The sequence below is a fragment of the Streptomyces liliiviolaceus genome, assembly GCF_018070025.1.
Taxonomy (GTDB): Bacteria; Actinomycetota; Actinomycetes; order Streptomycetales; family Streptomycetaceae; genus Streptomyces; species Streptomyces liliiviolaceus.
On record NZ_JAGPYQ010000002.1, the window covers coordinates 393,962 to 420,874 of the forward strand.

Consider the following 26,913-nt stretch of genomic DNA (forward strand, 5'->3'; position numbering starts at 1 on the left):
GCGGGTGTGCTCAGCCGAACAGGCCGCGCAGCCAGCCGAAGAGCCCCGCGGCCCAGAGGGCGAGCGGCAGCAGTGCCACCGCGAAGCCGGTGTGCGCCAGTTCGGCCGCGCGGCCCCAGTACGGCAGCACCCGGCGGCCGGGCACCGTCCAGGCGGCGATCACGAGTGCGGCCGCGGCGCCGAGGAGCACCGCGAAGACGACCGCGCGTCCGGTGCCGTCGTGGTCCGCCGCCCAGGCGCGGGCGAGCAGCAGCAGGCCGAGGACGCCGGGCACGGCGAGGGTCAGCCGCTGCGAGATGTGCACCAGGCCGCGGCAGTGCAGGAGCAGCAGCAGGGTCAGTCCGAGGGCGGTCAGCGTCTCGGGCAGGTTCGGGTGCTGGGTGAGGACGATCAGGGCGGCCGAGGCGATGACGCCGGTGGCGGCGAAGAGCGCGGTGACCCAGCGCCCGGCGAGCAGGGTGCGCTCGGCGACCTCGTCGCCCGCGTAGGGCTCGATGCCCTCCTGGAGCTGGGCGGCGGAGGAGGGCAGCGAGGGCAGCCGCATGCCGGCGAGTTTGAAGGCGAACGGCGCGACCGCTCCGGCGGCGAGCGCGACCACGGTGGCGACCAGCGCCACCGAGGCCTGCACGGCCAGGCCGGTGTAGCCGATGAGGCCGCCGGCGATCGCGGTGGCCACCGAGACCAGCGCCGTCGCGAACAGGGCCGGGGCGCCGACCGCGGTGGCGGCGAGCGCGAGGACCGCGCCGCCCGCTCCCGCGGCGCCCGCGGCGAGCAGCCGCGCGCCGATGACCTGCCGTGCGTCCGCGCCGGTCAGGTCGCCGCCGGGCAGCAGCCAGCCGGCCAGGGCCAGGCAGGGCGCGACCAGCAGGCCGAGCGCGGTCGCGGAGAGGCGGTCGCCGACGGCGCGGCTGGCCGAGCCGGCGCCCGCGAGCAGCAGCAGGCCGGTGACGGCCGCGTAGGCGACCCGGGAGAACCCGGTGTTGGGTGTGCCGGGCCACAGTACCAGCGCGAGGGCGGCCACCACGGTGGCGGCGGTGGTGCCCACCAGGAGCGCGCGGGCCGCTTCGGGGTGCCAGGTGTTCAGGCGCCGGCCGGCGGTGTCGGCTATGCCGTCCACGAGGTCGTCGAGGCGGGCCTCGGGCAGGGCCTCGGTGTGCGGGCGCAGATAGAGCACGGCGCCGTCGGAGAGCCCCGCGTGGGCGAGGGTGGTCTCCTCGTCGAGCGGTGCGTCTCCGAGTTGCTGGAGGACCCAGCCGGCGTGGTCGAGACCGGCTTCCTCCGCCTCTTCGCCGACGTATCGCAGCAGCGTGGGCAGCAGATCGGCGACCGGCACGTCGGCCGGGACGGCCAGATCGACGGAGACGCTCGGCGCACGTACGGTCAGGCGGCACAGTTCGGCCACAGCGCTGTCGGTCATCAGCGTAACTCTCGTCTTCCGTGGGGGCTTTGACAGGAGGACTTCCCCGGGGCAGTGGGAGGGCCTCCCCGGGAGAGGGATGTGCGAAGAGTACGGAAGGCCCGCGCACGGTCGGGAACGGGGGGTGCCGGGCCCGTGAATTTCGTCCGCGCGGCCGGCGACCGCCCCTCCCGCGTGGACAGGTCGCGTTCCGTGAATGCAGACTACTGCCTACGCCCGCCGGATCGCGCTGCGGACCGGACTCATTGTCCGGTACGGAGTTGTCCAACACGGGAGTTGACCGTCCTCGCTATCCGCTCGAAACATTCACCCGGCGTTCCCCGGATCACGTGGAACCCGGAGAATGGGCTCGGTGCGGTCTTTCCCACTGCCGGGTGCGCCGGTATTCGGTGCGGGTCGGAAAGCCAGTAAAACCGGAGGTTCTGTTCCTTGAGTGTCGTGCTGTTTCGCCGGCCGGCCCGCAGACGCGGACCGCAGATGCCCGAGGGGCAATTGACCCTTCAGGAGCCACCGGTCCTTGCCGAGACCGTGCCCGACACCTCGGCGATATGGACCTATTTGCCGATGGCGCTGATGTCGGTGTCGATGATGCTGATGTTCCTGCGCCCCGGCGGAGGCAACGGCGTCTTCATGTATCTGGCGATGGGCGTCATGGCGCTCTCCGCCGGTGCGATGCTGCTGGGGCAGCTGATGCGCCGCTCCAGCGAGCGCAAGCAGCGCCTGAAGGGCGAGCGCCGCGACTACCTCCGCTATCTGGCGCAGACCCGCAAGCGGGTCCGGTCCACCATCACGGAGCAGCAGCGGGCGCTCGCCTGGCGCCACCCCGACCCGGCCTCGCTGCGCTCGCTGGCCCGCACCTCCCGGCTGTGGGAACGGCGTCCGGCCGACGAGGACTTCGGCGAGGCACGGCTCGCGGTCGGCGAGCAGCAGCTCGCGCTGACCCTGCAGCCGGTCTCCACCCGGCCGGTGGAGGACCTGGAACCGCTGTGCGCGCACGCCCTGCGCCGGTTCATCCGCGCGTACTCCACCATCCCCGAGCAGCCCCTCGGTCTCTATCTGCGCTCCTCGGCCCGTGTGCTGGTGCGCCCGGCGGAGGCTCCCGGCCAGCCGGCGCCCACCGAACCCGGTGTGCCCCCGCAGGGGGAGAACGGCACGGCCGAGGGTGGCACCCCGGCCGAGGGCCCCGGCGCCGAGGCCGTACGTGCTCTCGTGCGTGCCGCGCTCGCCCAGCTCGCGGTGTTCCACGCGCCGGAGGAGCTGTGGATCGCGGTCTGTGTCAGTGACGACCGGCGGCCCGACTGGGAATGGGTCAAGTGGCTGCCGCACGCGCTGCACCCGCACGAGGAGGACGGCGCGGGCCAGGTCCGCCGGATCACCGCCGAACTCACCGAGCTGGACGACCTGCTCGGCGCCGAGTTCGCCGAGCGGCCCGGCTTCGACGCGGACGCCCGCCCCGGCCGTGACGAGCCGTACACCGTCGTCGTCCTGGACGGTGTCAGTGTCCCCGAGGGTCATCGCTGGGAGGGGCAGGGCTATCGCAACGCCGTGGTCCTCGACGTCTCCGGGGCGCTGCGCTGGCGGCCCGGCCGCAACACGCTGCGGCTGACGGTCGGACCGGAGCAGGTGAGCCTGGTACGCACCGACCGCAGCCGCAAGGAGCGTTCCGTGGCGCTCGGCCGTCCCGACCGGCTCGGGCCGCTCGGCGCGGAGTCGCTGGCCCGGCTGCTCACCGCCCGCCGGATCAGCCTGGGCACCGACATCTCGCAGCCGCTGGAGACTGACGTCGAGCTGACCACCCTGCTCGGCATCCCCGACCTGCACCGGCACGACCCGCAGACCCTCTTCAGCAAGCACATCGGCGCCGCCCGGCTGCGTGTGCCGGTCGCGGTCGGTGTGGACGGGCGCCCGGTGGAGCTCGACATCAAGGAGTCCGCGCAGGGCGGCATGGGCCCGCACGGCATGCTCATCGGCGCCACCGGCTCCGGCAAGAGCGAGCTGCTGCGCACCCTGGTCCTCGGCCTCGCCCTGACCAACTCCTCAGAGACCCTCAACTTCGTCCTGGTCGACTTCAAGGGCGGCGCCACCTTCCTGGGCCTGGAGGAACTCCCGCACACGTCCGCCGTCATCACCAACCTCGCCGACGAGGTCGCCCTGGTGGAACGTATGCAGGACGCCCTGCACGGCGAACTCATGCGCCGCCAGGAGCTGCTGCGCTCCGCGGGCAACTACACCTCCGCGCTGGAGTACGAGCGGGCCCGCGCCGCCGGGACCGACCTCGCGCCGCTGCCCAGCCTGTTCGTGGTGGTCGACGAGTTCAGTGAGCTGCTCTCCACGCACCGCGAGTTCATGGACCTGTTCGTGATGATCGGCCGCCTCGGCCGTTCACTCGGAGTCCATCTGCTGCTCGCCTCGCAGCGTCTGGACGAGGGCCGTATGCACCAGTTGGAGAGCCATCTCTCGTACCGCATCGGTCTGCGTACGTTCTCCGCCATGGAGAGCCGCGGCGTGCTGGGTGTACCGGACGCCTACCAGCTCCCCGCCTCGCCCGGCAACGGCTACCTCAAGTCCGGTGTGGAGGCCCTGACCCGGTTCCGGGCCGGCTACTCCTCGGGCACCTACCGGCGTCGTACCGGCGCGGTGGTCCAGGCGCGGGTGGCCAGCCAGGTGGTGCCGTGGACCAGCGGCTGGGTGGTGCCCCGCACGCTGGAGGCCGCGCCCGAACCGGAGCCGGAGAACGAGGAGAGCGAGGAGGACGAGGAGACCCTGCTCGCCGTGGCCCTCGACCGGCTGCGCGACTCCGGCCCCGCCGCCCACCAGGTGTGGCTGCCGCCGCTGGACGAGCCCACTCCGCTGGACGCGCTGCTGTCCGGCATCGCACCCGACCCGGTACGCGGTCTCACCGCGACCAACTGGTCCGGCACGGGCAAGCTCCGGGTCCCGGTCGGCCTGGTGGACAAGCCCTTCGACCAGCGCCGCGACCCCCTCGTCGTGGACCTCTCAGGGGCCGGCGGCCACGTCGCCATCGCGGGTGGCTCGCAGAGCGGCAAGTCCACCCTCATGCGCACGCTGATCGGTGCGCTCGCCCTCACCCACACGCCCGCCGAGATCCAGTTCTACTGCCTCGACTTCGGTGGCGGTGGTCTCTCGCAGCTCGCCGCGCTCCCCCACGTCGGCGGTGTCGCGGCGCGGCTCAACCCGGAGCGGGTGCACCGGGCGGTCGCCGAGGTCATGACGCTCCTCGCCCGGCGCGAGCAGTTCTTCGTGGACCACACCATCGACTCCATGCAGTCCTACCGCCGTCGCCGGGCCGCCGGGGAGTTCCCCGACGAGCCCTTCGGCGATGTGTTCATGGTGGTCGACGGCTGGTCGACGGTCCGCCAGGACTACGACGACCTGATCCAGAAGTTCAACGAGCTGGCCGCCCGCGGTCTCAACTACGGCATCCACCTGCTCATCACCACCACCCGCTGGGTGGAGCTGTCCGCCCAGGTCCGCGACCAGGCCGCCACCCGTCTCGAACTGCGGATGGGTGACCCGATGGACTCCGAGATCGACACCCGCAAGGCCCGTTCGGTGCCGCGCAGCGGTGGTCGCGGCATCACCGCGGACACCAAGATGCACTTCCTGGCCGGGCTGCCCCGCCTGGACGGCAGCGGCTCCCTCGAAGACCTCGGGGACGGCGTCGGCCATCTGGTGTCCGAGGTCGCCAAGCACTGGCCCGGCGCGGCCGCCCCGCAGGTCCGGATGCTGCCGCACCGGCTCCCGCTCGCCGAACTCCCGGCGCCCGAGTCCACCGAGGGCGACGGCATGCGACTGCCTCTCGGTATCGACCAGGACGCCCTGGAACCGGTCTGGCACGACTTCAGCCGCACCCCGCACCTGGTGGTGGTCGGCGACACCGAGAGCGGCAAGACCAACCTGCTGCGCCGCATCGTGGACGGCATCACCACGCGGTACTCGCCCACCGAGGCGAAGATCATCGTGGTCGACTACCGGCGCACCCTGATCGACACCGTCCCGGAGGAGTACCGCATCGGGCACGTCATCTCCCTGGACAACCTCAAGGAGACGATCGAGGGCGCGGCGCGGGCCATGAAGACCCGCGTGCCGGGGGCCGACATCGCCCCGGGCCGGATGCGCAAGTGCGACTGGTGGACGGGCCCGCGCCTGTTCATCCTGGTCGACGACTACGACATGGTGTCCGGCAGCTCCTTCCAGAGCCCCATGGAGCCGCTGTTCGAGTATCTGACGCTCGGCTTCGAGATGGGGCTGCACCTGGTGGTCGCGCGCAGTGCCATGGGCGCGGGACGCGGTCTCAGCGACGGTCTCATCCGCCGCCTGGACGAGGCCAACAACCCGGCGGTCCTGCTGTCCTGCCCGCCCACGGAAGGCCGCCTCTTCGGCAACGCGAAGCCGCGTAACCTGCCGCCGGGGCGGGCGCTGCACATCGCCCGCCGTCGCGAGCGTCTGATGCAGACGGCGCTGGTGGACGAGCCTGCGCCCCAGACGGACTGAGGGCAAAAGATTGCGCCGTTCCCCGCGCCCCTTTTCAGGGGCGCGGGGAACGGCGCAATCTTTTGCCCTAAGCGGCCGGCCCCCACCGGCCCGCAGACGACGAGCGGCCGTCAGTCCCCGTCCGCTTCAGCGGCAACCGGCCGCGCGGAGGCGGAAGCAGAGGCCGGCCGCCACCCCCGTGCCCGGGCCCTGGGAAGGGCGAAGGCTCCCCATAGAACGGCAAGCACGCCGGCCGTGCCGAGGACCACGAAGAGCGTGGCCCGGTCGGTCGCCCGGTCCGCCGCGGTCGTGTCGCGGACGGTCACGGGATCGGCGGCCCGCTCCGCCCCACCGGCCCCGGCGGAGTCACTGAGGACCGTGGTGACGGCGGCGTAGGCGTCGAGCTGCGGGATGTCCGCCGGATACGCGGTCGCGGTCAGCCGACGGGCGACGTCGTCGGCCGAGTCGTCGGGCCGGGCGGCGCGGACCGCCGCGGCGGCCCCGGCCGCGTAGGCGGCAGCCACCGACGCACCCGCACCGAGGTAGTGCCCGTCGCCGCGCGGCCCGCCGGAGACCACCCCGGCGCCGGGCGCCACCAGATCGACACCGGTGGTGGCCAGGGCGTTGTCCGGCCGGACCCCGGCGGGAAGCATGTCGGCGACCGACAGGACGCCGGGTTCGGCGGCCGGCCAGTAGCTGCGAGGCGGGATCTCCTCGGAGGCTCCGGCCCCGCGTGGCGGGTCCGGCGTGGCCGCGGCCACCACCACCGCCCCCGCGCGCCGCGCGTCGGCGACCGCACGCGTCAGCTCCTTGTCACGGCGTGGCAGAGCCACCGAAACCGCGATGACGTCGGCATCGGCCTCGGTCGCCGCGCGCAGCGCCGCCACGACCAGGGCGGAACTCGCCTGCCCGCGCTGGTCGGTGCCGCGCAGGGCCAGGATCTTCGCGCCGGGGGCGACACCGGTCAGCCGCGCATCGCCCCCGCCGGCCCCGGCGATCAGCCCGGCCAGGAAGGTGCCGTGCCCGACGCAGTCGTCACCGGCCGTGCCCTGGGAGGTGACCCGGCCGTCGAGCCCCTCGGCCCCGGTGTCCACACCGGTGTCGATCAGGGCGACCGTCACACCCGCACCGGTGCTGTACCCGTGCAGCCGGTCCAGGTCGAGGCGCTGGCGCGACCAGTCCTGCTTCTTCGCCTTCTCGCGGGAGGCGGGGGTGCAGGGCGCGTCCGAGTCGAGCGCGGAGGGCATGCCGGGCAGTTCCTGGCCCTTCTTCCCGTCGGCCGCCGGAACGCGCGCCAGGGGCGCCGCCTGGGCCGTGACGGCCGTGGGCAGCAGCAGGGCGGCGACGCAGCCGACCCCGGACAGCATGCGGGCGGCCCCGCGGGCGGACGTCTTCATCGGGGTGCCGCCTTCGGTGTCACGGCCACGACGTCGCCGGGAAGCAGGATGCGCAGATCGTCCAGGGTGGGCGCGGCCAGCGAACTGAGCCGTCCCGCCTGCCGGGTGACCATCGACTCGACCACCTGGCGGGCCAGGCGGGCGTTGCCGAAGGACCGGTCCCGGGGCAGCGATTCGAAGTACTCCTTGAGCAGCGGACCGGTGCCGGGCCCGCACTCGTAGCCCATGTTCGCGGCCTGGGTGCGGACGATGGTGACCAGTTCCTCCGAGGAGTAGTCGGCGAAGGCGATCCGGCGCGGGAAGCGCGAGGACAGGCCCGGGTTGGAGGCGAGGAAGCGTTCCATCTCGTCGGTGTAGCCGGCGACGATGACCACGACCTCGTCGCGGTGGTCCTCCATCAGCTTCAGCAGGGTGTCCACCGCCTCCTGCCCGAAGTCGGCGCCGTTGCCGCGCGGGGTGAGGGTGTACGCCTCGTCGATGAACAGCACACCGCCGCGGGCCTTCTCGAAGACCTCGCGGGTGAGCTGGGCGGTGTGGCCGATGTAGCGGCCGACGAGATCCGCGCGGGCCGCCTCGATCAGCTGGCCCCGCTGGAGGACACCGAGCTGGGTGAGGATCTCCCCGTAGAGACGGGCGACGGTCGTCTTGCCCGTACCGGGCGGGCCGGTGAAGACCAGGTGGTTGCTGAGCGAGGGCACCGGCAGCCCGGCGGCGGCACGGTGCCGGGCCGTGGTGATGAGGTTGACCAGGTCCGCGACCTCGCGCTTCACCTCGGACAGGCCGATCATGTCGCCGAGGCGGGTCAGCGGGTCGTCGGCCGGTGCCGCGGCCTCGGCCGCACTGGTGACGGCGGTCGCGGAGACGTCGTCGGGCAGCAGCAGCCGCAGATCGCGCTCGCCGACCTGCTGCTGGGAGGCGAGCCGGACCGCCTGTCTGTCCACCATCTCCTCGAAGACCCCGCGCGCGGCACGGCCGTTGCCGAAGCCCTCGTCCCGCGGCATCGCCTCGAAGTGCGCGGCGAGCGCCGCCTCGGTGCCCTCACCCAGTTCGTACTGGTGCTGGGCGCACATGTTCTCCATGATCGCGACCAGTTCGGGGACCGAGTAGTTCTCGAACTCGACGGTCCGCGAGAAGCGCGAGGCCAGACCGGGGTTGGAGGCGAGGAAGGAGTCCATCTCGCGGGAGTAGCCGGCGGCGACCACCACCACGTCGTCGCGGTGGTCCTCCATCAGCTTGAGCAAGGTGTCCACCGCTTCGCGGCCGAAGTCGGCGCCGCCGTTGTTGCTGTCCGAGGTCAGCGTGTACGCCTCGTCGACGAACAGCACACCGCCGAGTGCCCGCTGGAAGGTCTCGGTGGTCTTGATCGCGGTACCGCCGACGACCTGCGCGACCAGGTCGGCACGGGAGACCTCCACCAGGTGCCCGCTGCGCAGCGAACCCAGTTCGGCGAGGATCGCGCCGTAGAGGCGGGCGACGGTGGTCTTACCGGTACCGGGCGGGCCCGCGAAGATCAGGTGACGGCTCATCGGCGGGGCCGACATGCCGAGTTGTTCGCGGCGCTGGGCGAGCTGGGTCAGGTTGACGAGCGTACGTACCTGTTGCTTGACGTTCTCCAGGCCGATCAGCGCGTTCAGGGCGCCGAGCGGGCCTTCCGGGCGGTCCGCCGCGGGCGCGTCCGCGGCTCCTGAGCCCGCCGGGTCGGTGTTCTCGGCGCTGCCGGAACCCCAGGCGTCCCGCTTGCCGTTGCCGTTGCTGTTCAGGCCCTCCACGGCCAGCCGCTCGCCGGGGGCGGTCTGCACCAGGCCGCCGCCCTCGTTCTCCCGGGCGAGGCAGTTCACCAGGGAGACCGGCGCGGTGGACTCGATCCGGAAGCCGTCCTGGGCGCCGCCGGACACCTCGCAGCCGCTGAGCGAGGCGAGCGCGCCCTCGCGCAGCAGGAACCCGTGGCCTCTGGGGGCGTGCACCGAGGTGCGGTTGGCGGTCAGTTCGCCGCCCGCGGCGACGACCACGCCCTCCTCACCGGATATCTCGATGCGGAAGTCGCGGACGGTGACGTTGCCGCCGTCGTCCACGACCAGGCCGTTGGTGGTCGTGTCGGAGACTCCGCCGCCGGCCAGGTAGAGGGTGCTGCCGGAGGCGACGCGTACGCCCGCGCCCTTCGGCCGGACGATCTCGCAGTCCTCGGCGCGACCCCGGGCGTCCTTGGAGACCACGATGCCGTCGCCGGAGGGCTCCACCAGCCGGGCCCGGCGCAGCAGCGGGTTGGCGCCGCCGCGCACCGCGATCGCGGGCGAGCCGCCGATCACCTCCAGGTGGTCCAGCTCAGCCGCCGAGTCCTCCTCCAGGAGCAGCCCGGTCTGGTCGCAGTCGCGGACCGTCAGACCGGTCAGGGCCGGGGAGGCGGCCCCGGCGACCCGCAGGGCCGCGCCCTGCGCGCCGTCCACCCAGCAGTCCTCGAAGGTGCCGCGCGACCGGTCGGTGACCAGCACGCCGTGTCCGCGGGTGCGCGAGACGCGGCAGCGGCGCAGCACCGGGTCGGTGCCCTTGGCCAGGACGATCCCGTTGCCGGACGAGCCGGTGACGCGGACGTCCTCCAGCGTCGTACGGCCCCCGCTGCTCAGGTGCACACCGGTGCTGGTGTCGTGCACCACCGTGCGGATCACCGAGAGGGAGCTGGTCTCCTCCAGGGCGATGGAGGGCTTGTCGGTGGAGGAGATGTCGCAGTCCTCGACGGTGCCGCGGGACTCGCCGTTGGCGAGCAGGCCGTTGCCGCGGGCGTCGCGGACCGTGCAGCCGCGGATGCGTGCCTCGCCCTGCTCCGCGAGGACCAGGCCACTGGTGCCGAGGTGCTCGAAGGTGCAGGACTCCACGGTGGTGGGTGTGGTCGAGGTGACCACGATGCCCGCGCCCTGCGAGTTGCTCACCCGGCACTCGCGCAGCGCGACGGAGCCGGTGCCCCCGGCCAGCAGCGCGGTCCAGGCGGAGCCGATGATCTCGCAGCCGTCGAACGCGGCCTGGCCGCGCCGGACGTCCACGGCGGGCTGCTCGGCGTCGCCGCCGCGCAGGGTGAGTTCGGAGACCATCACGGCATCGGCGCGCAGCGCGAGCACGCTGCCCGAGCGCGGCCGGATCTCCACGGTGCCCCGGCCCTCTTCGGCAGTGAGGGTGACCCTGGTGTTGATCACCAGGTTCTCCGCGTACGTCCCGGGCCGGACGCTGATGAGCGCGCCGGTACGGGCAGCCGAGAGTGCCTCACCGATCGTCCGGTAGCGATCCCGGTCCCCCGGACCGACCGTCAGTACCTGGCGCGACACGCACCAACCTCCTTGCCACGGGGGCTTCATCTACGGGCGCCCCCTCACCGGGGGCGCGTGTCGGTGAAACCGACGGTGCCATCATGCCTCGCCCTGGGGCGGGCGGGTGCCGAGAGGGGTGCTCCCGGACCTTCCGGGACTCTCCCGGACCGCGGGCGCCTTGTCTCAGACGCTCCACTTCTGGTTGTCGGTGCCCGCGCAGCTCCACAGCTGCAGCCAGGCACCGCTGCCCCGGTTGTTGTCCTTGATGTCGACACATTTGCCGACAACGGTGTTGACCAGGTCGTGGCTGGCGTTCAGCACGAACTTCTGGGCGGAGTTGCCGCTGCACCGGGCGATCTGGATGGGCGTGCCGTCGTTGTAGTTCGCATTGGCCACGTCCAGGCAGAGGCCCTTGATACGGACGGTGCCGTCGGAGGCGAACTGCCATTTCTGGGCGGCCCCGCCGTTGCAGTCCCACACGAACAGCTTCTTGCCGTCGCCGAAATCACTGCCCGGTACGTCGATGCACTTGCCCGAGAGATGACTGCGCAGGGAGACGGGGGCGCTGAGGGTCACACCCGAACCGGCCTTCGTGGAGCCGCTCTTGCCCCCGCCCGAGGTCGTCTTCCCGCCGCTCTCCTTCGCCGGCTCGTCCTTCTGTCCGGCGTCCTTCTGAGCGGTGCCCTTCTCGGCCTCGCCGTCGTCCTCGCCCTTGCCCTTGCCCTCGCTCTTCGCCGGGGCGGACGTGGCGGCGTTCTGGGCCGACTTGCCCTGCTGGACGGAGTCCTTCTTGTCGTCGCCCGCGGAACCGGTGTCGGGCGAGGTCTGCGCGAACTCTCCCGGCACGTCCTGGGCGCTGCCGCCCAGCACGGTTCCGGCCGAGGCCGGTCCCTTGCGTTTTTCGTCGTCGTCCCCGCCGAGCATCAGCAACGGCACGGACACGAGCAGCGCGCCCGCGACGGCGGCCCCGGCCAGCACGGCCTTGCCCGGCCGGCCCACGGGCCCGGTCTGCTGCTGCGGCCGGTCGATCGCGGTCGCCGTCATGGTCCGTACAAGCGCGGGGAGCCGGCTCTTGGCCGCGGCGGCGGCACCGGGGTCGGCCTCGGAGTCGGTCCCGCCCTCCCCGGCATGGGAGTCGGTCCCGCCCTCGGGATCGGTCCCGGCCTCGGACTTGGTCCCAGCCTCGGACTTGGTCCCAGCCTCGGACTTGGTCCCGGCCTCGGGCTTCGTCCCAGCCTTGGCTTCCGGCTCGGTCGCGGCTTCGGGGTCGGCGGTCTTGCCCCGGGGGGCCGCCCCTTCGGCCCCTTCGGCCTCACCGGACTTCGTGCCGGCCTTCGCCGCTGCGGGCTCGGGCGTGCGCTCCGGCGCGGACCGGGGCCCGGGCTCGGCGACGGCGGCCGTGGAGCCGGAGGTGGCAGTCACGGCCGTCTCCTCGCCACCGGAGCCGGAACCGCCGCCCGAACCGGATTCGGCGGACGCACTCGGGGAGGCAGGGGGCTGCTGGGTCGAACGTGTCACGGGGTCCTCCCTGCGATGTGGGGGCTGTGGGGGTGAAGTTCAGGAGAACTGTCGCTCGGTGGCGGCGCGGTCACGGACTGGGTGCCGGTGCCAGTGCCTGTGCCTGTGCCTGTGCCTGTGCCTGTGCCGGTACGGTCCGCTGCGGCGGCTCCCTCGGCAGGCGGTCCGCCCACGGGACCGAGAAGACTGTCCGCCGGGACCAACAAGGGTGCCGCGGCGGCGGCGTTGACCATCAGCTGGGTGCCCGAACCGCTCAGCGACCGGGCCAGTTGCCGCGCCGGAAGCCTGCCATGGCGAAGTACCGGGGACATGAACTCGTGTGCCGGTGAGGTGAACAACAGCACCACCGGCGCCCCGTCCTGTCCGGTGCCCTTGAGCGGCCCGCCGTCCGGCGCGCGCACCACGGTCACCTCCGCCTCGGCGAGCGCCGCGAGGGCCTCGTCCACCGAGCCGTAACCGGTGGCGGCCCGTTGTGCCGCCGCGTCCACCGGGTCGGTGGGCTCCGGCCAGCCGAGCACCTGGGCCGAGGGCCGGTACGCCGGGTTGGCGCGGTACTCGCCCACGCCACCGCTCTCGTCCGACTGCCACTCCCCCAGGACCGCCCACTCCGGCGGGGTCCGCTCCTCGGTCCACTCCGGGTCGACCACCCCGATCCAGTGACCGGGAGCCCGGCGGGCAGCGGCCCGTACGGCCTCGGGTATGTCGGGGTTGTCCACGGTGTTCACGGTGTCCGCGACGGCTGGTGCGTCCGGGGCGCCGTCGGCGGGTGACCCGGTGGCGGCGGTCCCGCCGGAGCCGTCGGGCACCACGGGCAAGGCGTCGTGCCTGCCCTCCTGCCGTTCTCCGGGCCGCATCTTCACCTGAACTCTTCGGTCCGTACGGATTCCTGGGCGCCGCATCACGCGCGCGCACGCCGATGCCGATATCGATCAGATCGGGGAGCCAACAGGATGCCACACCAGTCCCACGCGTGGGGCGCCGGGGCGGACCCGTATCGGGCGGCCCTGTGCCCGTTTGCTGCCCGGATGGAGAACTTTCCGGGAGCAGTGAGGCGTGGACGGACAAAGCGAAGGGGCGGTTGGGGCTGAGGGTGCTGCTGTCGCCCCTGCGACGGGCTAGGTTGGGTCTGCCATCGGACCCGTCCATGTACAAGTGCCCTGTTCCGCCTTGTACTCGTGCCTTCCGTCCGGACGTCCAAGCCAGGACCGTACGGGAAGGCCTCGCAGCTCAGGAGGGCATCGGATCGGCCCAGCCGTTGTCCGGGCCGGTGCCCACCACCGACAGCTCCGCCACCGAGGAGGAGTACCGCATGTCCCCCCAGCACCACACCCCCGGCGCGAACGCGGAGGGGGCCGCCGCCGGCGCGGAGGAGGCCGAGTCCACACCCGCGTCCCCACCCGCGTCGTCGTCGGCACCGGACGAGCGAGCGCCTGCCGCCGCCAAGGCCCCTGAGACCCCGGAAGCCTCCGAGTCGTCCAAGTCCTCCGAGTCCTCCGAGTCCTCCGCGTCGAAGTCAGGCGCCGCCCCGGCCGGGAAGAAGGGCGCCGCCCCGGCCGCGGAGAGCGGCACCGAACCGGACGGCGAGACCGGCACCGGTCCGGACGGGAAGGCCGCCGGGGCTCCTGCCACCCCGTCCACCTCAGCCACTCCCCCCACACCCCCCACTCCCACCACCCCTGCGGCGCCCTCGCCCGCGGCGGCAACCGCCGAGACGTCCGAGGCGCGTACGGAGGGCGTCGCCGTCGCGGCGGCCGTCGCGACGACCCCGCCGGGCACGAAGACCGGCACCGGCGTGAACAACGGACGCCCCCGCAAGCCGGTCCTGGCAGGGGCCGCGATCGCCGGCGCCGTCCTGATCGCGATACCGCTGCTGCTTGCCGGGAGCGCACAGGACGACGGGCGCCCCGACAACAAGGGGCTGGCCGCGGACGGTTCCGACACCGTCCTGAACGCGAGCTCCGCCCCCGCCGTCCTCGACGACTACGTGGCCGAGACGCCCAGTTCGTCCCCGCGCAAGGACAAGCCGAAGAAGACCGAGGCTCCGCAGGTCGCCCCCAAGGCCGTCGCGCCCGTGCCGGAGGCGAAGACGAGCAGCCCGGCCGCGAAGAAGTCGAAGTCCCCGGCCAAGGACAAGCCGAAGGCGGCCCCGAAGCCGAACTGGGGCACCAAGACCGTCTACGCGACCAGTGTGCTGCAGACGGGCCAGTCCTGGAGCACCAACCGCATCCGCATGGTCATGCAGGGCGACGGCAACCTCGTCGTCTACAACGAGAAGGACAAGCCGATCTGGGCGTCCATGACCTTCGGCAGCAACCACCGGGCGATCTTCCAGGAGGACGGCAATCTCGTCATCCACAACGGCGACGACCGCCCGATCTGGGCCTCCAAGAGCCACGGCCACGCGAACGCCCAGCTGATCCTGCGAGCCGACGCGAAGGTGGTCATCCTCCACAACGGCGGAGTCATCTGGTCGACCTGACCCCGGCGGTCGCCGCTCCTTGTGCGGCCGTCACCCGACCCACCGCCTCACAGCCCGCCATCAGGCCCCTGCGCCCGCCCTCGAACCGGGGACGGCCGCGGGGGCCTGTGGCTTGCGGCATGTGGCATGTGGCTTGCGACTTGCGGGGGCCCATGTACTGCTCATACTTGTCTCCCCGCAGCGCGCCGCCTCCCCTTCTTCGCGCGCGGACGCTTCGCTCAAGCACCAACAGCTCGCCCACGCACGAACGAACGGACTCATGACTCCTCCTGAAACGCTCCTGGACGTGCTGCTGGACGCCGCCCACCGGGCACCTGGACAAGTCGTCGTCCACGTCCGCGGCGACGGCGGTGAAGTGGCCGTCACCTTCCGGCAGCTCCTCGAAGAGTCCCTGCGGGTCGCGGGCGGCCTCCGTGCGGCGGGAGTCGCCCCGGGCACCTGTGTGCCGCTGCTCGCGGACCGCAGCGAGGATTTCCAGCCGATGTTCTGGGGTGCGCTGGCGGCCGGTCTTGTACCGGTGCCGCTCGCGCCCGACGCACGGCGGGTCGGGCCGGTGTGGGAGCACCTCGGGCGCCCGCCCGTCCTGGTGGACGCGGCCTGCGCGGAACTGGCCGGCGAACTGCCGGGCCCTGTCGAGGTCTTGCGGCTGGAGACGCTGGGGAAGTGCTCCGCTCCGGCCGCGCCCGCGGAGCCCGCGCCCGACGACCTGGCGTTCCTGCAGTTCTCGTCCGGCAGCACCGGCGCGCCCAAGGGCGTGGAGCTGACCCACGCCGCCGTGGTGGCCAACCTGCGGCAGATAGTCGCCGTCTCGGCCCTGTCCGAGCAGGACGTCCTCGTCAGCTGGATGCCGTACTTCCACGACATGGGTCTCATCGGCACCCATCTGGCACCGCTGGCCTCGCGGACGAAGCAGGTGAAGATCGGTCCGCTGTCGTTCGCGAAGAACCCGCGCCTGTGGCTGGAGGTGACCGCCAGGCACCGGGGCACGGTCCTGTCGGCCGCCAACTTCGCGCTCGCGCTGACCGTCCGGCGCGTCCCCGACGACGTACTCGCCGGGCTCGACCTGAGTCCCGTACGGCTGATCCTGGTAGGGGCCGAACCGATCTCCGCGACGGTGTGGCGGGACTTCGCCGCCAGAATGCGTCCCGCCCGGCTGGATCCGCGGGCGGCGACACCCGTGTACGGGTTGGCCGAGGCGACCTTGGCCGTCACGTTCCCGCCGGTGGGCGAGGTGGCGGTGCCCGTCGCTCTGGAGCGGGCCGCACTCGCCCGGGGCATGGTCGTCGAGCGCGAGCCGGGTGGTGACGTCGTGGAGGTGATGGACGTCGGCCCGCCCGTGCCGGGCTGTTCCGTCCGGATCACCGACGACGCCCGTCGGCCGTTGGGCGACCGGCGGGTGGGTCACATCGAGGTGCGGGGCCCGCAGCTCGCCCGTGGCTACCACCGGCTGCCGGAGACGACGGCGCTGTCCTTCGCCGAGGACGGATGGCTGCGGACCGGGGACCTGGGGTTCCTGCGGGACGGCCGGCTGTGCGTCACCGGCCGTCACAAGGACGTCCTCTTCCTCAACGGCCGTACCTTCCACGCCCCGGACATGGAGGAGGTCGTGGGCGCGAGCCCCGGACTGCCGCCGGGCAGCCCGGCGGTGATCGGCTCGACGGACCCGGTGACCGGCGGCGAGCGGGTGGTGGTCTTCGTGCCCTGGGCCCGGCCGCCACGCGGGGCCGCCGAGGTGCTGGACGGGGTCGCGCGCCGGATCCGTACCGCGCTGGGGCACGACGACGTACGTGTACTCGCGCTGCCGCCGTCGGTGTTCCCGCGCACCACGAGCGGCAAGCTGCAACGGCAGCGGATGCGGGCCCGGTTCGAGGAGGGCGCGTACCGGCCCGCGGCATCGTCCTCGCCCCTGGCCCGCGAGATCCTGGCAGCCGTCCGAGTCCCCGCGCCCTCTGTGCCCTCCGCGTCCCCCGCGCCACCCCGCTCGTACGACGCCGTGCGGCAGATGGTGCGCGGTGCCTGGGCCCGGGCACTGGGTCTGCCGGAGGCGTCCTTCGGAGACGGGGACCGTTTCTCCGAGCTGGGCGGCACCTCGCTGAAGGCCATGGAGGCGCTGGCCCGGCTGGAGGAGGCGCTGGGGGCCACGCTGGGGCCGGCCGTGATGCGCCACGACACCGTCGCGGCGCTCACCGACCACCTGCTGGGGGCGGCGGCAGAGACCACCGCCGCGCACGAGCCGCCCACGGACGAGCCGTCGGTTCCGCTCTCGCCGGGTGACGCGTCGGCGGCGACGGCGGTCGTCGCGATGGCCTGCCGCTTCCCCGGCGCGAGCACGCCGGAGGAGTTCTGGGAGCTGCTGACGGCCGGTCGTGACGTCGTCACGGAGGTGCCGCAGGACCGTTGGGGCGCCGATGGCCCCGTCGGCACCGTACGGCCGGACCGCTGGGGCGCCTTCCTCGACGACCCGGCCGCCTTCGACGCCGCCCACTTCGGCATCGGCGACGAGGAGGCCCGCACACTGGACCCGCAGGCCCGGATCTTCCTCGAACTGGCCCACGAGGCCCTGGAACGCGCCGGTTACGCCGGACCCCGCCGACGCGGCCTGCGGGTCGGCGTCTTCGCCGCGGTCGGGGACAGCGGCTACCGCCAGGTCCTCGCCGGCCTCTCCCCCGGCCTCGCCTCGTCCGCGACGGCGCTGACGGGCAACCTCCCCAACCTCGTCGCCGCCCGCGTCTCGCACTGCCTCGACCTGGACGGCCCGGCCCTCGCCGTGGACACCGCCTGCTCATCGGGACTGGTCGCGCTGCATCTGGCCCGCCGCAGCCTCGCGGACGGCGAGTGCGACCTCGCCGTGGTCGGCGGAGTCAACCTGCACCTCACCCCAGACGGTTACGAGGCCCTGGAAGCCGCCCAGGCCCTCTCCCCCACCGGCCGCAGCCGCGCCTTCAGCACGGCCGCCGACGGGTTCGTACCCGGCGAGGGAGGCGCGGCCCTCGTGCTGCGGCGCCCGCGGGACGCCCACCGGGACGGCGACGACGTCCTCGCCCTCGTCCGCGGCACCGCCGTCAACAACGACGGCACCTCACTGAGCCTGATGGCACCCAACCCGCTGCGCCAGCGCGAGGTGATCACGCGCGCGTACGAGGTCTGCGGCGTCGATCCGGCAACGGTGACGTATGTCGAGGCGCACGGGACGGGCACGGCCGTCGGGGACCCCGTCGAACTGCGTTCCCTGGCCCACGCCTTCCCGCCGCGCGCGGACGGCCGACCACGGCTGCTGGGCTCGGTGAAGACGAACGTCGGGCACTTGCTGAACTCGGCCGCCCTGCCCTCCCTGGTCAAAGTGGTGCTGGCACTGCAGCACGGCCGACTGCCCGCCTCCCTGCACCACTCGCCGCCGTCGCCCGCCGTCGCACGGTCCGGATTCGCGCCGGTCACCGAGGCGGACACATGGTGGTCGGCCGGTCCCCGCAGGGCCGGTGTCAACGCCTTCGGCTTCGGCGGCACGAACGCGCACGCCGTGCTGGAACAGGCACCGCCCCGCACCGCGCACGAGCCGGCCGAGGGCGGTGGCCCGCACCTGCTGACCCTGTCGGCGAACAGCGCGGCCGGGCTGGACGCGTGGGCGTCCCGTCTCGTCGGTCATCTGCGCGCGCACCCGGAGTCGGACGAGGGTGACGTGTGCCGGGCGGCGGCCATGGCCCGCGACGAGGGTGCGTACCGCCTCGCCGTCGTGGCCGAGGGTGACCTGCGGGAACGTCTGGCCGCTGCCACGGCTCCCGGTGGCGACCGGCTGCCGGGCGTGGTCGGCGGGACGGTGGCGAACCGGCTGCGGACCGTCTTCGTGTTCCCCGGCCAGGGCTCTCTGCGACCGGGGCAGGGCCGTGCCCTGTACGCGACGGCAGCGGTGTACCGCGCCACGCTCGACGAGGCATCGGCCCACGTCGGCCCGGTGCACGGGCGGGAGTTGACCGCTTGGTGCGTCGACCCCGAGGTGGACCCGCGGGCCCAGGCGGCGACGGAGGTGGCGCAGCCGCTGCTGGTGGCCCACGGGGTCGCGGTCGCCCGGCAGTTGCGTGCTTGGGGCGTACGACCGGACGCGGTCGTCGGACACAGCGTCGGCGAACTCACCGCCGCCTGCGCCGGCGGAGCACTGTCGTTCGCCGACACGCTCGCCTTCGCGGCGGAACGCGGACGGCTCATGGGAGCGTCGACCCCGCCGGGCGCGATGGCGGCGGTGCGCGGAGCCGACGAGCAGCAGGTGGCGGCGCTGATCGCGGCGGGCCCCGAGGAGCTCGCGGTCGCCGCGTACAACGGCCCCGGCAGGCTGGTGCTCTCCGGCAGCACCGACGAGGTCGAGCGGGCCGCACGGGAACTCTCCGCGGGAGGCGCCTCCGTACGCGTACTGGAGGTGTCGCGCGCCTTCCACTCACCGCTGATGGCGCCGATCGCCACCGAACTGGCCACCGCAGCGCGCCAGTTGAAGATCACAGATCCCGAATTCCCGGTGCTGAGCACGCTCACCGCCGAATGGCAGCCGCGCCTGGACCCGGATCATCTGCGCGAACACGCCCTGCGGCCGGTGCTGTTCGGGCGGGCCGTGACCCGGCTGCTCGACGAGGGCTACGACACGTTCGTGGAACTGGGGTCGCGGGACGAGCTCGCCGGTCTCGTACGGGCGACCGCCGCCGCGCGGGAGCCGGTGGACCGGAACGGCTCCGGCAGGGACGGCTCCGGCAGGAACGGCTCCGGCAGGGACATCCTCGTGATCTCCGCGCCCGTGGGGCCGGAGCGTTCCGGAGCACGGCAGGGCGAAGCCCCGGGCGGGGCGCGCGAGTTGCTGGAGACGACGGCACACCTGTGGGCGCGCGGCGCGTCACTGGACCGTACGGAACCGTTCGACAGCGCGGGCCGTCGGCGGGTTCCGCTGCCGCCCTACCCCTACCAGCGGCGCCGTCACTGGCCCGAGGCGGCGCGGCCCGGCCTGCTGCACCGCGTCACCTGGCAGGAGGCGCCCCTGCCGCCGTGGAACGCGCGCGGACCGGTGCTGGTGACCGGCCCCGACTCGACGGCCGTGTACGACCTCACCCGGCGCCTCGCGAACCAGGGCGTGCAGACGAGCGCGGCCCCCGAAGCCCGCCCGCAGGCGGTGGTCCTGCTGGCCGGGCCCGCCGCTCGTGGCACGTCCACCGGGATCGAGCGGATCCAGCGCGAACTGGTCGCGGCGTTCCACGAGGCGCTGACGCTGTTCGACCTGACCGGGGCCGGCCGTCTGCTCGTGGTGACCGAGGACGCGCAGGCCACCGGGCACGGCCGCGAACGGCCGAACCCGGTCCAGGCGGTACTGGGCGGTCTGACGTCGGCCGTGCCGTCGGAGTCCGCCGGAGCGGTCGCCAACTGGGTCGACCTCTCCTCCCTCGACGACACCGAACAGCGATTGCAAGCCCTCCTCGCCGAGGTGACGGCACCCCAGGCGGCCGGCGCCGTCGCCTGGCGGGACGGACAGCGGCTGGTACGGACCGTCACCCCGCGAACGGCGGAACCTTCCGGCATCGATGACCGGCTGCCCGCCGACGGCACCTTCCTCATCACGGGCGGCGCCGGGGGCCTCGGCTCCGCCCTCGCCCGGGACCTCGCCGGGCGCGGCCGACCGGTCCTGCTGCTCACGGGCCGTTCCCCGCAACCGCCGGTGGGCCTGCTGGAAGAGCTCGCCGGACTCGGCGCCGACGCCCGCTACCACCGGGCCGACCTCACCTCGCGGGACGACGTCGAGGCGCTGATCGCCGGACTGCCCGCGCCGGACGCCGTCTTCCACGCGGCCGGGGTGGTGCGTCCCGGCAGTCTGCGCGGGACCAAGGTGCAGGAGACGATGGAGGCGCTGGGCGCGAAGACGCTCGGCACCGTGCTGTTGTCCGAGGCCCTGACCCGGCACGGACGCAGTCCCGGGGTGTGCGTGGCGTTCTCCTCCGTCTCCTCGGTACTGCCGGGCCTGGCCGGGGCACTTGGTGCCTACGCTGCCGCCAACGCGTTCCTCGACTCGTTCGCGGGTGCCGAGCGGCAGGCGGGGCGGGCGTGGCTGTCGGTGAACTTCGGGCCGTTCGCCGAGACCGGTCTCGCCGCCGCGTTCGCCGCCGACGCCCTCCCCGACGAGGGGGGCCGACCCCTGGCGACCGCACCGGCGCTGGCGGCACTGCGGACCGCGTGCGGCACCGACCAGGCCCAACTGGTCCTCACCGACCGGACGACAGACCGGCCGGAGCCATCGCGCGACCCACTGCACCGCGTCCCCCTGCACCGCATCCCAGCACCGGGTACGCGCGAACCACTGCGCGAGCCGCGTCCCGAGGTCGACACCGTCACGCCCCTGTCCGGCACCGCCCCGGTGCTGCGGGAGCTGCTGGCGCAGTCGCTGGGCGTCCCGGTGTCCGGTGTCGACGACGACGCACCGTTCCTGTCCCTGGGACTGGACTCGCTGGGCGCGGTCGACCTGGTCAAGCGACTCGAACGCAGGACGGGCCGTTCCTTGCCCGCCACGCTCTTCTTCGAGTACCGGACGGTACGGGAACTGGCCGCGCACCTGGACGCGGACGGCGCCCCGGCAGCGACAGAGACGGCGACGGAGACAGAGACGTCCGCGCCACCACCCAGCGCGGACCACATCCCCTTCCCGCTGACCCCCGTACAGCTGGCCCTGCACACCAGCAGTCGGCTGCATCCCGGTGTCCCGGCCCGCGGCCATCTGCGGATGACGGTCCGCGGTCCCCTGGACACGCATGTGCTCGGGCGGGCGCTGGCCGGCCTGGCCGAACGGCACGGCATGCTGCGGCTGCGGATCGACGATCCGGGCACGGGATCGACAGGTCCCGTGCAGCGGCTGGCTCCGGCCGCTGCGCTGTCGACCTGGTACGAGGTCCGCGACTGCGCCGCCGAGCAGGTGGCCGACCTCGAAACGGCTCTGTGCAACCAGCCCTTCGACCTGACGGCCGAGCCGCCCGTACGGGCGCTGCTGCTCCGTCAGGAAGTTGGAGTCGCGCATCTGCTGCTGGTGGTCCACCATGCGGCGGCGGACGGATACAGCCTGAACGTCCTGGCCGAGGAACTGTGGGCCTCGTACACCGCGCTGTGGCGGGGAGAACACCCGCGGCCGACGCCGGACGCGCCGAGCTTCGCGCGGTACGCCCGTACCACCCGCTCCTGGGACACCACCGCCTCGGACGCCGACCGTCGCTACTGGACCGAGCGCCTGGCCTCGCGGGGCGATCGGCTGCGGCTGCCCTACGACGGCGATCCCGACGCACCCCCGTCGGGCCCGCTCGTGCAGCACCACGGCTCGCTCGACACGACCGTCACCGCCCGCCTGGAACGGCTGGCCGCCGCGCACGACGTGTCCCTGTTCCACCTGCTGCTCGCCGCCTATGCGCGCTGCCTGTCGCGGTGGACCGGGCAGCGGGACATCGCGGTCAACGTGGCCCGCGCCCGCCGCGAGGAACGCTTCCCCGACGTGGACCGGCTCATCGGCCCGCTCGCCGACACCCTCCCCCTGCTCTGCACCACGACCCCCGGCGAACCGGTCGTCGAGCTGGCACGACGGCTGCGCCGCAGCTGGCTGGAGAGCGAGCAGCACTCCGGGCTGAGCAGCCTCGACCTGGCCGCGCTCCTGCCCGGCGGAGGCCCCCGTACGGCGAGCCCGGCGGGCTTCAGCTTCGCCCGCTTCCCGGCACGCATGGCGGCCGACTGCCCGGTCGAGGTACGGGCCGACGCGGCCGGCACCGGCTCGGCGGCGACCCGGCTGAGTCTGCTGTGCTGGGCGGACGGATCGACGCTGCGCCTGTCGTGGAACTTCCCACTGCCGCTCTTCGAACCGCGGACGGTCGCACGGCTGGACCGGGAGTACCGCGACGAACTGGCCGCCCTGTGCACGCCGTTCCCCGAGTCCCCCCGCACGACCGACGAACCGCACGGTGTGGTCGCCCGACTGCTGCGCCGGTTCCGTGCCACGCCCGACGCGACCGCCGTGGCGGCCGACGGCACGACCCTCACCTACGCGGCGCTCGACCGCGCCTCCCGGCTCCTGGCGGACCGGCTGCGCGCCGACGGCGTACGAGCCGGTGACCTGGTCGGGCTGCTCACCGAGCCCGGCCCGGACACCGTGATCGGCGTGGTCGGCATCCTGCGTGCCGGGGCCGGCTGGGTCCCGCTGGACGCGACGTACCCGACCGCCCGGCTGGCGGACCAGGTGGAGCGCGCGGACGTCTCCACCGTGGTGTGCCACGAACCGACCCTGCGGGTCGCGAAGTCGCTCGGCGACGACGGAGTGCGCGCGGTACGCGCCGACGGCTCGCCCGACCCGCGGACCGACACCGCGGCGCCCGTCCCCGCACCCGCCCCGGACCCCGACGCGATCGCGTACGTCATCTTCACCTCGGGCTCCACCGGCCGCCCCAAGGCCGTGCCCATCACCCACCGGGCGATGGAGAACTACCTCGACTGGGCCATCGGGACGTTCGGCTACGGCCCCGACGACCGCCTCGCGCAGACCGCGTCGCCGTGCTTCGACGCCTCGGTACGCCAACTGCTCGCACCCCTGCTGGTCGGCGGCACCGTGGTGACCGTACCGCGGGGGCTGCTGCGGGATCCCGAGCTGCTGCTGGCGTACGCGGAACGGACGCGGATCACCGTGTGGAGCTCCGTACCGACGCTGTGGGAGCAACTGCTGTCGGCCGCCGAGGAGCGGGTACGGCGGGGAGCGGGGCGGCCGGACCTGTCGGCGCTGCGCTGGGTGCATGTGGGCGGGGAAGCCCTGTCCGCCGCTCACGTACGCCGGTGGTTCGACCTGTTCGGCGACGGACAGCGCATCGCCAACCTGTACGGCCCCACCGAGACGACCGTCAACGCCACCTGCCACCTCATCACCACGCGTCCGGCCGACGACGTGCAGATCCTGCCGATCGGACGGCCGGTGACCGGCACCGACGTGGCGGTGGTCGGCCCCGACGGGACGCCCTGCCGCCCGGAGGAACCGGGTGAACTGCTCATCGCGGGAGTCGGGCTGACACCCGGCTATCTGGGCCAACCCGATGTGACCGCGCAGGCGTTCACCGTGCGGGACGGACGTCGCTGGTACCGCAGCGGAGACCGGGTCCGGTTGCGCGCGGACGGCGTTCTGGAGTTCCTCGGGCGGACCGACGACCAGGTGAAGATCCGCGGCAACCGGGTGGAGACCGGAGAGGTCGAGGCGGCCCTCCAGACGCATCCCGGCATCGCGCAGGCGTCGGTGGTCGCACGCGAGGGGCGGCTGCTGGCGTTCGTCACCGCCCGGCCGGGCGCCGGACAGCCCGAACCTCCGGACGTACGCCGCCACTTGGCCGGTCTGTTGCCGCCGTACATGGTCCCGGCGCGGATCACGGTGATGGACCGACTGCCCCTCAGCGGCACCGGCAAGATCGACCGCCGTGCGCTGGGCGACCCTTCCTCGGCGCCGGTGGCGGCCTCCGGCGGGAGTACGCTCCCCGCCACCCCCACCGAACTGCAACTGGCCGCCATCTGGGCCGAGTTGCTGGAGGTCGATGCCGTCTCCCGCGAGGATGACTTCTTCGACCTGGGCGGCGACTCGCTGCTCGTCCTCCAGGTGTTCGCCCGGCTCGGCGAGGGCAGGACGCAGCTGCCCCGACCTACGGTGATCTACGACAACCGGACCCTCGCGAGGCTGGCCGCCGCGGTGGACGTGACAGCGGCGGAGCAGCCCCACGCACGGGCGGCGACCGCGCCCGCGGACCACGCGGCGCCCTTCCCCGTCACACCTGCCCAGCGCGGTTTCCTCCTCGCCGAGGCCCTCTCACCCGGTGGAGGCGGTTCCTGGCCCGCGCGGCTGCGGCTGTCCGGCCCGCTGGACCCGGAGGTGTTCCAGGCGGCGGTGGACCTGCTGGTGGAACGGCACGGCATGCTGCGTACCGTCTTCCCCGCCGGTGCCCGGCCGCCCGTCCAGCAGGAGCTCCCGCCCTCCCTGCGTCTGCCGGTGGCCTTCGAGACCCTCACCGACCCCGCCGAGGTGGACGACCGCACGGCGGCCGAGGCGCGGCGGCGCTTCGAACCATGGGCCTGGCCGCTGCTCCGGCTGCGGGTCCTCACCCTCACGGAGCACGAACACGTCCTCCTCGTCCACGCACACCACCTCATCGGGGACGGATACAGCGCCGCCCTCCTCGTACAGGAACTGACCGCGGTCTACGACCAGTTGGCCGCGGGCCACACTCCCGAACCGGCCGCGCCCCGCGCGACCTTCCGTGACCACGCCCTGCTGTCGGCCGAGCCGGAGATCCGCGCAGAGCCGGAGACCCGCGCCGCGCCGGGTGCGGCGGAGCGCCGGGCGCGGGTCGACGCGCCCTACCGTCAGCCCGTTCTGCGCACCGCCGAGAAGGGCGACGGTACGGCCGACGACGGTACGGACTTCGTGTCGGCGGGGTTCGTCCTCGACGCCGGGCGGACGGCGGCGCTGCGGGCGCTCGCGGCGGAGGCGGGGGCCACCCTGTACGCGCCGCTGCTGACCGCGTACCACCAGCAGTTGACACAGGTCACGGGTCGGGCGGACCTGATCGTCGGTCTGGCGGTGAGCGGCCGCGACGGGGGCCTGACCCTCGACGCGCACCGGATCTTCGGTCCGTTCGCCAACGCGGTTCCCGTCCGGCCCGCGGCCGCACACGGGGAGGACTTCGGCGCCGCCCTGCGACGGATCGTCACCGAGGCCGAACAGGCGCGCACGCACGAGGACATCGTGCCCCGCAACGCCGACGGACTGCCCCTGACCTCGCAGTTCTTCTTCACCTACCTCGACTTCTCCGTCCTCGCCGCCCCGCACGGGCAGTCGTTGACGGCGTCGTGGGACGACCGGGACAGCGCGTTCGCGCCGCCGTCGTCGGCGACGGACGTGTTCCTGGCCGCACGCCCGGAAGGCACCGGACTGCGTGTGACGGTACGGGGGTCCGCCGCGGCCTTCTCCCCGTCGGCGCTGGAGGACTTCGCAGGGGCGCTCCGGGAACGGCTCGCACATGCCGTGAGCCCACGCGATACGGGCCCACGCGACAAGGGCCGCCCGCCACGCCCGCCCCGGGAGACGATGGACGCCGCCCTGGTCGGCTATCTGCCCGCCCCCGGCCATCTCGCCCGGCTGGCAGGACTGCCCGAGGACGTCCTGGAACGGGAAGACCTGCGCGCGATGCTGTTCCCCGGCAACGCCCCACGCCTGCTGGAGACGGTCCGCACACCGCTGGGCGGGTCGGGCTTCGTCTGTGTGCCTCTCTTCTCCGACGAACTCGGCCGGGACCCCGAACTCGTCGCGCACACCGCCCGCGCGGTCTCGCTCGCCTCCTCGCTCGGAGCCCGGTGCGTCTCCCTGGCCGGCATGATCCCCTCGCTGACCGGCTACGGCTTCGACGTACTGCGGTCCGCGAACCTCGGACCGGGATCGGCCGCCGTGACGACCGGGCACGCGGCGACCGTCGTGTCGGTCGTCCGGACCGTGCACGCGGCACTCGACGCCACCGGACAGGACCTCGCGGACCTCGATGTCGCCTTCGTCGGACTGGGCTCGATCGGCACGTCCTCCCTGGACCTGCTGCTCACCCGGGCCACCCGCCCGCCACGGCGCCTGCTGCTCTGCGACGCGCCCGGCAGCGGACCACGGTTGCGGCAGCTCGCACGACGGCTGAAGGAGAACGGCCGGGCCGACGAGGTGGAGGTGGCGGAGTCCCGGTCCGCGCTGCCCGACGCCGTCTACGAGGCCGATCTGGTGGTCACGGCGGTGAGCAGCACCCACACGCTCCTGGACGTGGACCGGCTGGCACCCGGCACCATCGTGGTCGACGACTCCTTCCCGCACTGCTTCGACACCGGGCGGGCGGTGGCCCGGATGCGGGAACGCCGGGACGTACTCGTTCTGGGCGGCGGGCTCCTGCACCTCGGCGACCTCGGCCGCGAGATCGCCGAAGGCCTGCCGGCAGCGGCGGCGGCCGGATACCTGGCCCAGCCCTGGCTGGAGGGAACCCTCGCCTCCTGCCGCACGGAATCCCTCCTGCACGCGGCCGAACCCCAACTACCCCTGGTGCACGGGCTGGTGGACGAAGCGGCGGCCCGCGCCTACTGGGAGGCCACCGAACGGGCGGGCGTGACAGCGGGCCCGCTGCACCTGCTCGGCCACACCGTCGGGCCGGACCCCCTGGCAGGTGCGCGCGAGGCAGGAGCCGACTCCTGATTTCAAGATCATGTACAGGACAGCCCCTAAGATGGGTGGGCACAGTGTTCGGATGCGCGCAGAGTTGC

At 73.4% G+C, this 26,913-nt stretch carries 8 protein-coding genes; 3 read left to right on the top strand and 5 right to left on the bottom strand.

All coding sequences use genetic code 11. The features are described from left to right. Window positions 1-10: 10 nt before the first annotated feature. Entirely contained in the window at window positions 11-1,417 is a 1,407-nt protein-coding gene (gene eccD, locus J8N05_RS37200; RefSeq protein WP_210891042.1) for a type VII secretion integral membrane protein EccD, read from the bottom strand. 477 nt (window positions 1,418-1,894) lie between these two features. Here eccD and eccCa point away from each other — a divergent pair, with 477 nt between their 5' ends. Beyond that, window positions 1,895-5,932 (top strand): type VII secretion protein EccCa, encoded by a 4,038-nt coding sequence (eccCa, locus tag J8N05_RS37205; protein WP_210891044.1) that lies wholly within the window; start codon window positions 1,895-1,897, stop codon window positions 5,930-5,932. A gap of 110 nt (window positions 5,933-6,042) precedes the next feature. Here the strand turns inward: eccCa and J8N05_RS37210 are convergent, their stop codons facing one another. The 4 genes from J8N05_RS37210 to J8N05_RS37225 all read right to left on the bottom strand — a co-directional run bounded on the left by J8N05_RS37210 (window position 6,043) and on the right by J8N05_RS37225 (window position 12,976). Then, window positions 6,043-7,308: a S8 family serine peptidase gene (locus J8N05_RS37210; RefSeq protein WP_210891046.1), complete on the bottom strand. Its 1,266-nt coding sequence runs from the start codon at window positions 7,306-7,308 to the stop codon at window positions 6,043-6,045. Beyond that, entirely contained in the window at window positions 7,305-10,622 is a 3,318-nt protein-coding gene (locus tag J8N05_RS37215) for a right-handed parallel beta-helix repeat-containing protein (protein ID WP_210891048.1), read from the bottom strand. The genes J8N05_RS37210 and J8N05_RS37215 overlap by 4 nt, the downstream gene beginning before the upstream one ends. A gap of 165 nt (window positions 10,623-10,787) precedes the next feature. Next, a complete protein-coding gene (locus J8N05_RS37220; RefSeq protein WP_308287028.1) occupies window positions 10,788-12,026 on the bottom strand; it encodes a ricin-type beta-trefoil lectin domain protein in 1,239 nt (412 codons plus the stop codon). Between the two features lie 92 nt (window positions 12,027-12,118). Continuing rightward, complete coding sequence (locus J8N05_RS37225; protein WP_210891053.1) at window positions 12,119-12,976, bottom strand: type VII secretion system-associated protein; 858 nt, start codon at window positions 12,974-12,976, stop codon at window positions 12,119-12,121. Between the two features lie 455 nt (window positions 12,977-13,431). Here J8N05_RS37225 and J8N05_RS37230 point away from each other — a divergent pair, with 455 nt between their 5' ends. Together J8N05_RS37230 and J8N05_RS37235 are read left to right on the top strand one after the other, a co-directional pair. Continuing rightward, window positions 13,432-14,601, top strand: a complete 1,170-nt coding sequence (locus J8N05_RS37230; RefSeq protein WP_210891055.1) for a mannose-binding protein — start codon at window positions 13,432-13,434, stop codon at window positions 14,599-14,601. Window positions 14,602-14,860: 259 nt separating this feature from the next. Beyond that, the gene (locus J8N05_RS37235; protein ID WP_210891057.1) at window positions 14,861-26,845 is read left to right on the top strand and encodes a non-ribosomal peptide synthetase/type I polyketide synthase; all 11,985 of its coding nucleotides are present in this window, start codon (window positions 14,861-14,863) and stop codon (window positions 26,843-26,845) included. Window positions 26,846-26,913 lie beyond the last annotated feature (68 nt).